Below are 13,011 nucleotides of genomic sequence, written 5' to 3'. Positions count from 1 at the left end.
ATCATTCGCTGGTGAAACTCCCGGCCGAACTGACCCGGCAACAGGGATGGGACGATGATAAAATCAGCCCGCCGCGTCGGCCTGCCGTTTCTGCGAGCCGACGCGGCTTTTATAAAGGATTTCAGCTATGAACAAAAAATCCTATCTGCGCCGGGTACGCCTGCCCCGCACCCCCGCCGACTGGCTGGAAGCGGTGATGAATTTCATCTTCTTCCTGTGCGGAATGCTGGCGGTGTGCTGTGTGGTGCTCATCTCGGTGTACATGGTGGTCTCCGGCGTGCCGGCCATCCATAAAATTGGTCTGTTCAAGTTCCTGTTCGGCACCAAATGGGCGTCCACTGCGGCAGAGCCGCTGTTCGGCATCCTGCCCTTCATCCTGTCCAGCATCTACGGCACGCTGGGCGCTACCATCCTCGGCGTGCCTATCGGCCTGCTGACGGCAGTGTTCCTCTCCAAGGCTGCAGACCCAAAGCTGCGCACCGTGGTGGTCACCGCCATCGAGCTGCTGTCCGGCATCCCCAGCGTGGTGTTCGGCCTTTTGGGTATGCAGGTGCTGGTGCCCGCCGTGGCAAAAGCTTTCGGCAAGGCCTCCGGTGCCTGCCTGCTCAGCGCTATCGTGGTGCTTTCCATCATGATCTTACCCAGCATCGTGTCCGTGTCGGTGACGGCGCTCAACGCCGTGCCGCCGGAGTACGAGCAGGGCAGTCTGGCGCTGGGTGCTACCGACACCGAAACATGGTTCAAGATCAGCATTCCGGCGGCGAAAAGCGGCATTGCCGCAGGCGTTGTGCTGGGCATCGGCCGCGCCATCGGCGAGGCCATGGCTGTAATGATGGTGGCGGGCAACAGCCCCAATATGCCGGACAGCCTGTTCCGCAGCGTTACCCTGCTGACCACCGCCATTGCCAAGGAAATGAGCTACGCCGGCGGCCTGCAGCGGCAGGCACTGTTCAGCATCGCGCTGGTGCTGTTCGTGTTCATCATGCTCATCAACGTGGTGCTGAATGTGGTACTGAAGGGAGGAAACCGCGATGAATAACGGCTTTTCGCCCTCCCGCCGGGCATGGAACCGGGTAATGACCGTGCTGGTCTGGGCAAGCGCAGTGCTGGTGATGGTGCTGGTGGCCGGGATCATCGGCATGGTTCTGGTGCGGGGCATCCCCCACATCAGCTGGAAGTTCCTTTCCACCACCGCCAGTGTGCTGAAAAAGACGGACGGCATTCTGCCCGCCATCCTCAACACCCTGTATGTCATCCTGCTGACATTACTCATTGTATTGCCGCTGGGCGTGGGTGCGGCGGTCTACCTGACCGAATACGCCTCCAACCGGCGGCTCATCGAGGTCATCGAGTTCACCAACGAAACGCTGGCCGGTATCCCCAGCATCATTTACGGCTTGGTGGGTATGCTGGTATTCAGTCAGGCACTGGGCTTCCAGACCTGTCTTTTGTCCGGCAGCCTGACGCTGGTGGTGATGAACCTGCCCACCATCATCCGCACCACACAGGAATCCCTGAAAACCGTGCCGCAGGGCTACCGTGAGGGTGCTATGGGTCTGGGCGCGGGCAAGTGGCACATCATCCGCACCATCGTGCTGCCCTGCAGCATTGACGGCATCGTCACCGGCTGCATTCTGGCGGTAGGCCGCATCGTGGGCGAAAGCGCCGCGCTGCTGTTCACCGCCGGTGCGGCAGAGGTGATCGCCAAGAGCGTGTTCAAGGCCTACACCTCCAACGGTGCCACCCTGTCGGTGCTGCTGTACCTGCGCGCCTTTGAGGACGGCGATTTCGCCTCCGCATGGGGCATCGGCGCAGTGCTGCTGGTGCTGGTGCTGCTGATCAATCTGGCAGCACGTCTGGCGAAAACGAAACTGAAACAGAAGCAGTAAAAATAAAGAGGTACTCTATGGAAAACACGAATGTGCCGGTGATATCGGCAAAGGATCTGAACCTCTGGTACGGCGAATTCAAGGCGCTGAAAAGCATTTCGCTGGACGTGGGCGAGCGGGAGATCACCGCACTCATCGGCCCCTCCGGCTGCGGCAAATCCACCTTTTTAAAGACCCTGAACCGCATGAACGACCTTGTGCCGGGCGTGCGCATCGAGGGCGATGTACGGCTGAAGGGCGAGGATATCTTTGCCCGCGAGATGGAGCTGACCGACCTGCGCCGCCGTGTGGGCATGGTGTTCCAGAAGGCAAACCCCTTCCCCATGAGCATCTACGACAACATCACCTACGGCCCCAAGCTGCACGGCGTGCGCAATAAGGCCGAGCTGGACGAGCTGGTGGAAAGCTCGCTGCGGGGCGCAGCCCTGTGGGACGAGGTGAAGGATCGCCTGAAAAAGAGCGCTCTTGGCCTTTCCGGCGGGCAGCAGCAGCGTCTTTGCATCGCCCGGGCATTGGCGGTCAAGCCCGAGGTTCTGCTGATGGACGAGCCCACCAGCGCACTGGACCCCGGCTCTACCATGAAGGTGGAGGAGCTGATGAACGAGCTGAAAAAGAACTACACCGTGGTCATCGTCACCCACAATATGCAGCAGGCGGCCCGTATCAGCGACCGCACCGCCTTCTTCCTGCTGGGGGAGCTGGTGGAAGTTGGCCCCACGAACCAGATCTTCAGCACGCCCCGGGACAAGCGCACCGAGGACTACATCTCCGGCCGGTTCGGTTAATGCAGGGAGGAACAAAGCAATGAGCATTCGCAAACAATACGACAGCGATCTGGAAGCCCTCAAGACCGCGCTGGTGGAGATGGGGCAGAACGCCGCCGAGGCCGTGGAGAACGCGCTGGAAGCGCTGTGCACCGCCGACACCGCAGCCGCCCAGAAGATCGTGCAGGGGGATGACCGCATCAACAATATGGAGCGGGACATCGAGCACCGCTGCATGACCTTGCTGCTGCGCCAGCAGCCGGTGGCGGGCGATCTGCGCCACATTTCCACCGCCATGAAAGTTGTCACCGATATCGAGCGCATGGGCGACCACGCTTCGGATATCGCCGAGATCATCCCCCATCTGGTCACCGTGCGCAGGGAGGGCGACCCCGCCGTCAGTCAGGCCATTGCCATGGGACGCAAAGCCTACCAGATGATCTTAGACGCCATGGCTGCCCTGACCGCCGAGGACGAGGTGGCTGCCCGCCGCGTTATCGCCGCAGACGATGCCGTGGACTACGACTTCAACGCCATCAAGCACACGCTGGCACAGGAGATCGCCGCCGACCCCGCCAAGGTGGACGCCGCGCTGGATCTGCTCATGGTCATCAAGTATCTGGAGCGCATCGGCGACCACGCTGTGAACGTAGCCGAATGGGTGCAGTTCGTGCGCACCGGGCGCTATAAGGACGAAAGCATGTTCTGATACTCACTCTGCCCCTTTGGGCGCGTGTTTTCCTTATTTTCTTCTGGAAAAGGCTGTCTGCCAATTGGCGGGCAGCCTTTTTCGGTGGAGAATATCCGCCCTCTCAGTCACCTGCGGTGACAGCTCTCCCAAAGGGAGAGCCAAGAGCACCGCCGGAAGTTTCCTCGTTTCTCCTAACACTTTAGCAACGAACGTAATGGCTTGGCTCTCCCTTTGGGAGAGCTGGCGCAGGAGCGCCTGAGAGGGCGCACGCCGTCAGCCCTGTCACTAAAGTATCAAACGCAACAAGAAACTTTTTCGGCATCGCCAAAAGGCGCCCCCTTGGGGGAGCTGGCGCCGTAGGCGACTGAGGGGGTTCTTCCCCTACAACGAAAATTGACTAAAAAATTTTTATCTTTTCTGCAATGTTTGCGGCGGGTGATTCGTATTCAGGGTATAAGAGCCCTGAAAGGGCTCCGCAGTTATCGTGCGGCGGGTGGTCCGGCTTCCCCCAGTCCCCCGCCAGCCGCACCGTTACGGAGGACAGATACAATGATGGCAAAGCTTGAACGCTCCACGCAGCCCGCCCGCATGGAGGCCGTGAGCCGCGATGCACTGGTGCAGGCGGCGCTGCAGGAGATCACCCAAAATTATCGTGAGGCCAGCCTTTCCAACGTGGCAAGGGCTTATGGTGTTTCGCTGGCGTATGTCAGCGAGTGCGTGCGCGCCCAGACCGGGCGCACCTACAAGGAACTGCTGCAAAAGCACCGCATGGAGACCGCCGCGCGGCTGCTGCGCCGCAGCGACCTGAACATCCAGCAGATCATTGCGCAGGTGGGGTACGAGAACACCAGCTACTTCTACCGCCTGTTCCACGAGCGCTACGGCCTGAGCCCCCGGGAGTACCGGCTGGTGCGCACCGGCACCACCACCCGCCGCCCTACCGCATGAACCACCCCTTATTTTGCTGCCCCCGACCGCCGTGCTGCCGCCCCGCGCACGGCGGTCTGTTTTTGCCGCAAAATGGAGAAAAATCTGGTACTTTATGGAAAATTGTGTTATACTGAAATAAATGCACCCCGCGCGGCAGGGCGCGGGCAAGAGAGGATGAAAAGATATGTTTCGCGGAGCGGTAAGAGCAGATCTGCCACGGATTTTGGATATCTATGCCCGTGCGCGGGAATTCATGGCGAAAAACGGCAACCCCACCCAGTGGGGGGACAATTACCCCAGCCCGGAGCTGCTGGAGGAGGACATCGACACCAACCGGCTGTTCGTGTACATGATCAACGGCCGGATGCAGGCGGTGTTTGCCTTTATCCTTGGCGAGGACCCCACCTATAAGGTCATCGAGGACGGGCAGTGGCTCAACGACACGTTGCCCTACGGCACCCTGCACCGGCTGGCTTCGGCGGAGGAGAGCAAGGGTGTAGGCAAGGCGGTAGTGGAGTGGTGTCTGGAACACTGCGAGAGCCTGCGCGCCGACACCCACGCCGACAACAAGGTGATGCAGCATCTGCTGGAAAGCGAGGGCTTTACCCGCTGCGGCATCATCCATGTGGAGGACGGCACCCCGCGCATTGCCTACCAGCGAATGTCCCTGACCCAGAGCCAGCTGGGGTAAGGACGATTTAAAATGCCCTCCGCGCTGCTTTGGGCATCTTCAGCGGAAGAATATTTTTGATTTTGGGGTTCTGAAAAGCCTGCGGGCTTTTCAGAACCCCTTTTTCACGGGTGGGGGAATCTGGCATCGCGCAGCGATGACTGAGAGGGTTCTGTTCCTCGTCAAAACCGCAAAACTGTATTTTATGCAAGTACAGTTTTCAAGGCAATTTTGCAAAAGGTTACAAAAAACGTAACTTGAGGCGTCAAAATGCCTGAAAACACTTTCTCTTTTTTGCCGTATATGCTATAATGACAACTGTTCTCGTGCAAGAAACAGGAAAATGTACGCAATAGGCGCACAGTGTAAGAGGAGTGTTACGATATGAAAACCTTGAAAGCGGTTGTAGCAAAATACAACCAGACCAGCCTGATCCTGCGCATCCTGATCGGCCTGGCAGTCGGTTCGGTGCTGGCACTGGTAGTGCCGGGCGCAGGTTGGGTAGGCGAGCTGGGCAGCCTGTTCGTCGGTGCGCTGAAGGGCATTGCCCCGGTGCTGGTGTTCGTCATTGTGGCAAGCGCGCTGGCACAGGGTTCGTCCAAGCTGGACCGCCGCTTCGGCACCGTGATCTGGCTGTATATGCTCACCACCTTTCTGGCGGCAGCCATTGCAGCCATCACCAGCTTTATGTTCCCGGTCAAGGTGGTGCTGGCCGATGCAGCACAGTCTGACGTGATCCCGCAGGGCTTGGGCGAGGTGCTGAGCACCCTGCTGACCAACTTTGTGGCCAACCCCGTCAGCGCCCTGATGAACGGCAACTACATCGGCATTCTGTTCTGGGCCTGCATGTTCGGCATTGCCATGAAGAACATCGGCGCAGAGAGCACCAAGGTCTTTCTGGCAAACACCGCCGATGCCGTCTCCCAGATCGTGCGCTGGATCATCAATCTGGCACCCTTCGGCATCATGGGTCTGGTGTACACCAACGTTTCCGGCAACGGTCTGGCCATCTTTACCCAGTACGGCAAGCTGCTGGCGCTGCTGGTGGGCACCATGCTGTTCATGGCGCTGATCGTTTCCCCCTTTATCATGTTCGTTTACCTGCGCCGCAACCCGTACCCGCTGGTATTCCGCTGCCTGAAGGAGTCCGGTCTGACCGCCTTCTTCACCCGCAGCTCTGCCGCCAACATCCCTGTGAATATGTCCCTGTGTGAAAAGCTGGGTCTGGACAAGGATATGTACTCCGTGTCCATCCCGCTGGGCGCTACCATCAACATGGACGGTGCAGCCATCACCATCACCATCATGACGCTGGCAGCGGCTAATACGCTGGGCATTCAGGTGTCCCTGCCCGCCGCCATCGTGCTGAGCGCCATGAGCGCTCTGGGTGCCTGCGGCGCTTCCGGCGTGGCTGGCGGCTCCCTGCTGCTGATCCCTATGGCCTGCTCGCTGTTCGGCATCTCCAACGACATTGCCATGCAGATGGTGGGCGTGGGCTTCATCATCGGCGTGGTGCAGGACTCGGTGGAAACCGCCCTGAACTCTGCCGGTGACGTGGAATTTGCCGCCACCGCCGAGTATCACCAGTGGCTCAAGGAAGGCAAGCCCCTGCCGGCTTTCCTGAAGGGCTGATAACCTATAACATAAGCAAAGCAGCCGCTGCACTTTTGGTGCGGCGGCTGCTTTTTGCGTGGGACGATTTTGAATGCGCTCCGCGGGGGAAGTTTCTGCTTGCCGAGGGATGTTCTCTTTTGACACCAAAAGAGAACCAGAAAAGTGCGTGTTCTGCGGGGAAGGCTTCTGTTTGCCTTTAGCGGGCAAGGACGCTCCGCTGGGCCAGAGGTAGGGAGGGGTGTTCCGATTCCCCCCTCCCTACCTCTGGACTCCACCCACCCCGCAACGGGTCAAGGGCTGCACGCCCTTGACAATCCTAAAGAAGTGGGCTACACCGGAAAAAACTGAAGATTCACGCCTGTTCGGCGTGAAGATCTTTTAACCGTTTTTTCCGGCTCCGCCGATTTGTAGCCCCTCAGTCGCTGCGCGACAGCTCCCCCCGGGGGAGCAAACACGCCCGCAAGCTTTACGGTTTAACCGGAAACTTTACCGCCATGCCAAAGGCTCCCTCCCAGAGGGAGCTGGCAAAACCGTTAGGTTTTGACTGAGGGAGTTCGTTCCAAACCCCTCCCGTGAAAACAGGGGGAGCGGAACGTCCGCAGACGTTCCGCTCCCCGAAATTCAAATCATACTTCCGCTATTGATGTGCATAGCGAACGCGGCGCACATTTAAAATGGTTTTACCCAAACAGCACCACAGCGTAGCTTACACCTTTTTCTACCACGTAGGCAACGCCCAGTTTGGTCTTGCCCTTTGCGGCTTTGGTCATGGTGTCGGTCACACGACCGTCATTCGGCAGAACAAAGGTAATGTCCGAAGTGGTGTTGAAGTTCTGGCTGTTGGGGTCCGGCTGGATGGCAAAGCCCGGCGTAAAGTCATCTACGCCCATACCGCCGCCGATGCCCTTGCCAATGCCCATGCAGTCAAAGGCAGAGGCGTAGCGCGGATTCTCCATCTGTAGCAACGCTTTTGCATCATTGCCGATATTGTTCTCCCGGGAAAGCTCCGTCTTTTCTGCATTGACCTTGCAGGACACTGCGCTTTGGGCGACCCAGTAGGCAATATAGTAAGCCTTTTCGCTCAGTTCCTCATCGTAGGTCACGCCTTTAAAGCTCTCGCACAGTGCCTTTGCGCTTTCGGCGTCCGAGCGCTCGGGGCCCATCGGTTTGCCCACACTGGCATCACAGGCGGTGAATACGGTCAGTGCCATCAGGCCGACCAGCAGGCAGACCAGTAGTTTCTTCCAGTTTTTCATAAAACGATGCTCCTTTCCGTTCCGGGGTCGTTGCGGGTCTGCGTCCGGTGCGGACGCCGCTTTTTGCTTTCTTCTGCATCCATGATACCTTTTTTTAACAGGAAATGCAATCGTTTTGGCATAAAAAACAGGCTGCCGTGCAAAAAACACGGCAGCCTGCGGAAAAAGGCTTTATTTTGCGTACTCCACAGCGCGGCTCTCGCGGATGACGTTGACCTTGATCTGACCGGGGTAATCCAGCGTATCCTCGATCTTTTTGGCGATAGCGCGTGCCAGCAGGATGACCTGATCGTCGCTGATGACGTCGGGCTTGACCAGAATGCGCACTTCGCGGCCTGCCTGCACGGCAAAGGCCTGCTCCACGCCCTCGAAGCCGGAGGAGATCTCCTCCAGATTTTCAAGACGCTTGACGTAGCTTTCCACGTTCTCGCGGCGGGCACCCGGGCGGGCGGCGCTGATGGCGTCGGCAGCCTGAATGATGAAGGCCAGCGGGGTCTTGGGCTCCACGTCGCCGTGGTGTGCCTCAATAGCGTGGATGATCTGGGTGTTCTCCTTGTACTTGCGGCAGATGTCCACGCCGATCTGGACGTGGCTGCCCTCGATCTCGTGATCCAGTGCCTTGCCGATATCATGCAGCAGACCGGCGCGGCGTGCCATAGTGACGTTCACGCCCATCTCGCCTGCCAGCAGACCGGCCACCCAAGCCACTTCCATGCTGTGGGTCAGGGCGTTCTGGCCAAAGCTGGTGCGGTACTTCAGCCGGCCGATCAGCTTGATCAGGTCGGGGTGCAGGCCGTGGATGCCCAGCTCCATCACTGCGCGTTCGCCCTCGCGCTTCATCTGCAGTTCCAGATCGTGGCGGCACTTTTCCACCGTCTCCTCGATGCGGGCGGGGTGGATACGGCCATCGCCGATCAGGCGCTCCAGCGTCATGCGGGCCACCTCGCGGCGGGTCTGGTCGAAGGAGGACAGGGTAATGGCCTCCGGGGTATCGTCGATGATCAGATCCACGCCGGTAGCGGTCTCCAGTGCGCGGATGTTGCGGCCCTCGCGGCCGATGATGCGGCCCTTCATCTCATCGCTGGGCAGCGGCACCACGCTGACGGTGGTCTCGCTGCAATGGTCGGCGGCGCAGCGGCTGACGGCCTGTCCGATGAGGTTACGGGCGATGTTATCGCAGTTTTCCTTCAGGTCGGTCTCGTAGGCGGCAACGCGCACGGCCTTTTCGTGGGTCAGCTCCTCGTCCACCTTGTGCAGCAGCACCTCGCGGGCGTCCTCCTGGCTCAGGCCGGCCAGCGTTTCCAGACGCTCCATCTCCTTGGCGCGCAGAGCGTCGATCTCTGCCAGACGCTCCTCGGCCTCGGCAGCGCGCTTTTTCAGCTCTTCTTCCTTCTTTTCCAGAGCCTCGGTCTTGCGGTCCAGAGCCGTTTCCTTCTGGTCGATGCGGTTCTCCTGACGGCTGATCTCCGCACGGCGCTGCTTGATCTCCTTGTCGGCCTCTGCCTTCTGGGCATCGACCTCGGCTTTCAGACGGAAAGCCTCGTCCTTTGCTTCCAGAACCGCTTCCTTGCGCTTCTGGTCGGCGGTCTTGATCGCCTCGTTCACCAGCCGGGTAGCCTCGGCTTCGGCGCTGCCGATCTGGGCTTCAGCGGTCTTTTTACGGTTGTTGTAACCAATAAAATAGCCCGCAGCCACGCCGACAACAGCAACGATCAAGGCCACGATCACTCCGATCGCGGTCATTGCGTTCACTCTCCTTTGTTTCAATTCAATGCAAAATTAAAAGCAGGAGACGCTGCGCAGCAGGACACGGGCAATGATATAGAAAGAGCTTTCAATGCAAAAAGTGACACCAAAACCATACGCACCGCCCAAAACCGGCGGCACGGGCAAAAGCATACGGCTTTTCTCTCTACGGTTCCATTTTATATCAAACAGGCACACTTTGCCTGAAACGGGTACAGGGTCACACAGAAACCTGCGTACAGCGTCTTTGATTCCATACTACTAAATATAGTACGAAACATTTGCCCGCTTGTCAAGAGGAAAACCCTGCCCACAGAACATTTTGTGCAGAAAAACAAAAATAGAAGTGGGTCTTCCCAAACCAAAAGGGCTGCCCCGGGTAACGGAGCAGCCCTTCTGGCTTATGATGAGAAGAAGAAAATGAAGAAGATGGCTTATTATTTGGCGGCTTTTTCGCCCTCCGGGAAGATGATCTTATTCACAAAGAAGAAGATCACCATGGAGATGCCGCCGTTGAGCACGGTGGTGCCGATGTTGTAGATGAAGTCCGGCACCAGCAGACCAGCCACCGCCACCCAGATGCAGTTGATGGAGTTGACGATGCAGGTAATGACGCAGAAGGCCAGCACATACCAGCCGATCTGTTTTGCCAGATTGCCCTTGCTGCGGAACACAAAATTGCGCTGGATGGGGAAGTTGATGCACTCGCCGATGACCATGGCGATCATGTAGGCGCAGAAGTAGGGCAGACCGCCGTGGGCAGCATCATAGCCCAAAATGTTCCACTTGAAGGTCTCGCCGAACAGGGTGATATCAATGCCCGGCCAGCCGAAATCCACCACCGGCAGGCTTGCAAAGGCCTTGGGCAGAAATTGCAGCAGCAGGTACTTGAACACGGTGATGAGGTTGGACACGATGACGAACAGGCCGCCCTCGCGCACCCACTTGGCAGCGGCGGGGTGCTTTGCCGCGAAGTTATTCCAGAAATTCATAGCCTGCTTCCTTTCAGCTGTTTTTCAAGCGCTCTTCCATGCGGCTGTTCAGTACGAGGTTCTTCACGGCCTCCAAGATCACCCGCACAAGGCCGATGATCCAGAAGCCCTGCAGCTCCATCACGATGCCGTCCACCATGCCCATGCTGATACCGCCGTTGGTCATTTTGGCCAGCGCACGCAACGGCATATTGTACTGGAACAGGATGTTCAGGTCGGGCTTGCCTTTTTTGATGCTGCGGCGCAGCAGCGCGCCCAGCACGGCAGCCGCCAGCCAGCCGATGGGGCTGCGTCCGTGTCCCATCTCGCCCAGCGTCATGTTGCGGTCGATGTGCACTTTGTTCTCCGGGATAGCGTGCCCCAGCAGCGCTTCGAATTCATCATCCGGTACATTCTGGATATTGGCTGTGCAGTAATGACCCAGCTTTTTGCCCGCGTAGGGGTCGGGTGCGCCGGTGCCCGCCACCGTAACGGCGGCAGTCAAGCGAATATCGGCGCTGGAAGCGCCCACAAGCAGCTGATAGCTGCCGCCCTCCACCTCCCAGCGGTCGGTCTTGACATTCCAGTAGCGGAACGCCTTGTCGTCCAGCGGGATGGTGACGGTCTTGCTCTCTCCGGCTTCCAGCTGCACCTTGGTAAAGCCCTTCAGCTCCTTGACGGGGCGGAAGATCTTTGCATCCGGCTTTGCCACATACAGCTGCACCACCTCGGCACCTGCACAGCTGCCGGTGTTGGTGACAGTCAGGGTCACGCCCTTTTCGTCTGCTTTCAGGTCACTGTACGCAAAGTTGGTGTAGCTCAGGCCGTAGCCAAAGGGGAAGGCGGTGGGCACACCGGCGGTGTCGTAGTAGCGGTAGCCCACATACAGGCCCTCGCGGTACTCCACGGTGGGGCCATCGCCGCCGAAATGTTCCTTTGCGGGGGTGTCGGCGTAGCTGCGCGCCCAAGTCTCTGCCAGCTTGCCGCAGGGGTTCTGCGCGCCGGTGAGCACCTCGACCAGTGCGCCCGCACCGGCCTGACCGCCCAGACAGCCGTAGACCAGCGCCTTGCAGTCCTTGACCCAACCGCTTTCCAGCGAAGAGCCCGCACTCAGCAGCACCACCACGTTGGGGTTTGCCGCCGCCACAGCGGACAGCAGCTCCAGCTGGTTCTCTGCCAGCTTCATGTCGGCGCGGTCCATGCCCTCGCTCTCCTTGATCTCGTCCAGACCCATGCACAGCAGCACCACATCGGCGTTCTTTGCCAGCAGCACCGCCTCGGCTTTCAGTGCCTCGTCGGGCTTGCCCTGCCGGTCAAAGCCCTTGGCGTAGCCGACGCGGTTCAGCCCGCTTTCCGCAAGGCAGTCCAGAAAGGAATCCACCTTGATGGAGTTGACGGCGCTGGAACCTGCACCCTGATAGCGGGGGGTCTGGGCAAAGTCGCCGATGACCGCCACCTTCTCCCCCTTTGCAAGGGGCAGCAGGCTGTTTTCGTTCTTCAGCAGCACAATGCTCTGGGCAGCAGCCCGGCGTGCCAGTGCGTGGTGGGCGTCGGCATCGAACTTGCCGGGTGCGGCATCCACCGCCGCCTTGGTGGTGAACACCAGTTCCAGCAGCTCGTCCAGCCGGGCGTCCACGTCTGCCTCGGTGATCTTGCCGGTCTGCACCGCCTTCATCAGCTCCCGGACGGCGTCCCCGCCGGGGGCGGGCATTTCCAGCGTAGAGCCGTTCTTCACGCCAAGGGCGTGGTCGTTAGAGCCGCCCCAGTCGGTGACCACCGCGCCATCAAAGCCCCAGTCCCTGCGCAGGATGTCCATGAGCAGGTGGGCGTTCTCGTTGGCGTAGGTGCCGTTGATAAGGTTATAGGCAGACATGATGGTCTTGGGCTGTGCCTCTTTGACCACCATCTCGAAGCCGGTCAGGTAAATTTCCCGCAGGGTGCGCTCGTCCACGATGGAGTCCGAGGCCATGCGGCGCAGCTCCTGACTGTTCACGGCAAAGTGCTTGGGGCAGGCGGCAATGCCGTTTTTCTGGATGCCGCGGACGTAGGCCGCTGCCATCTTGCCGGAAAGGTAGGGGTCCTCCGAGAAATACTCGAAGTTGCGGCCGCACAGGGGGCTGCGCTTGATGTTCAGGCCGGGACCCAGCAGCACCGATACGCCCTGTGCTGCGGCCTCCTCGCCCATGGCTGCGCCCACAGCCTCGCCAAGCTCCGGGTCCCAGCTGTTGGCAACGGTGGCCGAGGTGGGGAAGCAGGTGGCGGGCACACTGGGGTTCAGGCCCAGATGGTCGGCAGCGCCCGCCTGCTTGCGCACGCCGTTGGGGCCGTCCGACAGGGTAATGGCCGGGATGCCCTTGCCCGGCAGCGCCCGGGTGGTGAACACCGTGCCGCCGCTCAGCAGGGCGCATTTTTGTTCCAGACTCAGGCTGTTGATGATATCTGTATGTTTCATGGCATTTTCCTCTTTGCCTTTTCAAATC

At 59.5% G+C, this 13,011-nt stretch carries 11 protein-coding genes; 7 read left to right on the top strand and 4 right to left on the bottom strand.

Features of this window, described 5'->3' with window-relative positions; all coding sequences use genetic code 11:
- Positions 1-127: 127 nt before the first annotated feature.
- The 7 genes from pstC to sstT all read left to right on the top strand — a co-directional run bounded on the left by pstC (position 128) and on the right by sstT (position 6,576).
- Complete coding sequence (gene pstC, locus MTP39_RS00865; protein ID WP_249241093.1) at positions 128-1,039, top strand: phosphate ABC transporter permease subunit PstC; 912 nt, start codon at positions 128-130, stop codon at positions 1,037-1,039.
- Complete coding sequence (gene pstA, locus MTP39_RS00860; protein WP_249241092.1) at positions 1,032-1,889, top strand: phosphate ABC transporter permease PstA; 858 nt, start codon at positions 1,032-1,034, stop codon at positions 1,887-1,889. Before pstC ends, pstA begins: the two co-directional genes overlap by 8 nt.
- 17 nt (positions 1,890-1,906) lie before the next feature.
- Positions 1,907-2,674, top strand: a complete 768-nt coding sequence (gene pstB / locus MTP39_RS00855) for a phosphate ABC transporter ATP-binding protein PstB (protein ID WP_249241091.1) — start codon at positions 1,907-1,909, stop codon at positions 2,672-2,674.
- 19 nt (positions 2,675-2,693) lie between these two features.
- Positions 2,694-3,362: a phosphate signaling complex protein PhoU gene (gene phoU / locus MTP39_RS00850; protein WP_249241090.1), complete on the top strand. Its 669-nt coding sequence runs from the start codon at positions 2,694-2,696 to the stop codon at positions 3,360-3,362.
- A gap of 531 nt (positions 3,363-3,893) precedes the next feature.
- Positions 3,894-4,292, top strand: coding sequence for a helix-turn-helix transcriptional regulator (locus tag MTP39_RS00845; RefSeq protein ID WP_249241089.1), 399 nt, complete (start codon positions 3,894-3,896; stop codon positions 4,290-4,292).
- 166 nt (positions 4,293-4,458) lie between these two features.
- Positions 4,459-4,965: a GNAT family N-acetyltransferase gene (locus MTP39_RS00840; protein ID WP_249241088.1), complete on the top strand. Its 507-nt coding sequence runs from the start codon at positions 4,459-4,461 to the stop codon at positions 4,963-4,965.
- Between the two features lie 372 nt (positions 4,966-5,337).
- Positions 5,338-6,576 (top strand): serine/threonine transporter SstT, encoded by a 1,239-nt coding sequence (sstT, locus tag MTP39_RS00835; RefSeq protein ID WP_249242074.1) that lies wholly within the window; start codon positions 5,338-5,340, stop codon positions 6,574-6,576.
- A gap of 662 nt (positions 6,577-7,238) precedes the next feature.
- Here the strand turns inward: sstT and MTP39_RS00830 are convergent.
- The 4 genes from MTP39_RS00830 to MTP39_RS00815 all read right to left on the bottom strand — a co-directional run bounded on the left by MTP39_RS00830 (position 7,239) and on the right by MTP39_RS00815 (position 12,983).
- Complete coding sequence (locus tag MTP39_RS00830; RefSeq protein WP_249241087.1) at positions 7,239-7,814, bottom strand: hypothetical protein; 576 nt, start codon at positions 7,812-7,814, stop codon at positions 7,239-7,241.
- A gap of 171 nt (positions 7,815-7,985) precedes the next feature.
- Complete coding sequence (rny, locus tag MTP39_RS00825) at positions 7,986-9,557, bottom strand: ribonuclease Y (protein ID WP_097785208.1); 1,572 nt, start codon at positions 9,555-9,557, stop codon at positions 7,986-7,988.
- Between the two features lie 440 nt (positions 9,558-9,997).
- On the bottom strand, positions 9,998-10,552 hold the full coding sequence (locus MTP39_RS00820; protein ID WP_006735322.1) for a GtrA family protein: 555 nt from the start codon (positions 10,550-10,552) through the stop codon (positions 9,998-10,000).
- Positions 10,553-10,565: 13 nt separating this feature from the next.
- On the bottom strand, positions 10,566-12,983 hold the full coding sequence (locus MTP39_RS00815; RefSeq protein ID WP_249241086.1) for a glycoside hydrolase family 3 C-terminal domain-containing protein: 2,418 nt from the start codon (positions 12,981-12,983) through the stop codon (positions 10,566-10,568).
- Positions 12,984-13,011 lie beyond the last annotated feature (28 nt).

The organism is Faecalibacterium sp. I3-3-33 (assembly GCF_023347295.1).
Taxonomy (GTDB): Bacteria; Bacillota; Clostridia; order Oscillospirales; family Ruminococcaceae; genus Faecalibacterium.
Note: the sequence above shows the minus strand (reverse complement) of the source record. Positions and strands in the feature narration are given on the sequence as shown.

Bases quoted from the DNA above. Each gene is read 5' to 3' on its own strand.
- MTP39_RS00820 (WP_006735322.1), bottom strand. From the start codon at position 10,552: ATGAATTTCTGGAATAACTTCGCGGCAAAGCACCCCGCCGCTGCCAAG.
- pstC (WP_249241093.1), top strand. From the start codon at position 128: ATGAACAAAAAATCCTATCTGCGCCGGGTACGCCTGCCCCGCACCCCC.
- MTP39_RS00830 (WP_249241087.1), bottom strand. From the start codon at position 7,814: ATGAAAAACTGGAAGAAACTACTGGTCTGCCTGCTGGTCGGCCTGATG.
- phoU (WP_249241090.1), top strand. From the start codon at position 2,694: ATGAGCATTCGCAAACAATACGACAGCGATCTGGAAGCCCTCAAGACC.
- pstA (WP_249241092.1), top strand. From the start codon at position 1,032: ATGAATAACGGCTTTTCGCCCTCCCGCCGGGCATGGAACCGGGTAATG.
- MTP39_RS00845 (WP_249241089.1), top strand. From the start codon at position 3,894: ATGATGGCAAAGCTTGAACGCTCCACGCAGCCCGCCCGCATGGAGGCC.
- rny (WP_097785208.1), bottom strand. From the start codon at position 9,557: ATGACCGCGATCGGAGTGATCGTGGCCTTGATCGTTGCTGTTGTCGGC.
- pstB (WP_249241091.1), top strand. From the start codon at position 1,907: ATGGAAAACACGAATGTGCCGGTGATATCGGCAAAGGATCTGAACCTC.
- MTP39_RS00840 (WP_249241088.1), top strand. From the start codon at position 4,459: ATGTTTCGCGGAGCGGTAAGAGCAGATCTGCCACGGATTTTGGATATC.
- MTP39_RS00815 (WP_249241086.1), bottom strand. From the start codon at position 12,983: ATGAAACATACAGATATCATCAACAGCCTGAGTCTGGAACAAAAATGC.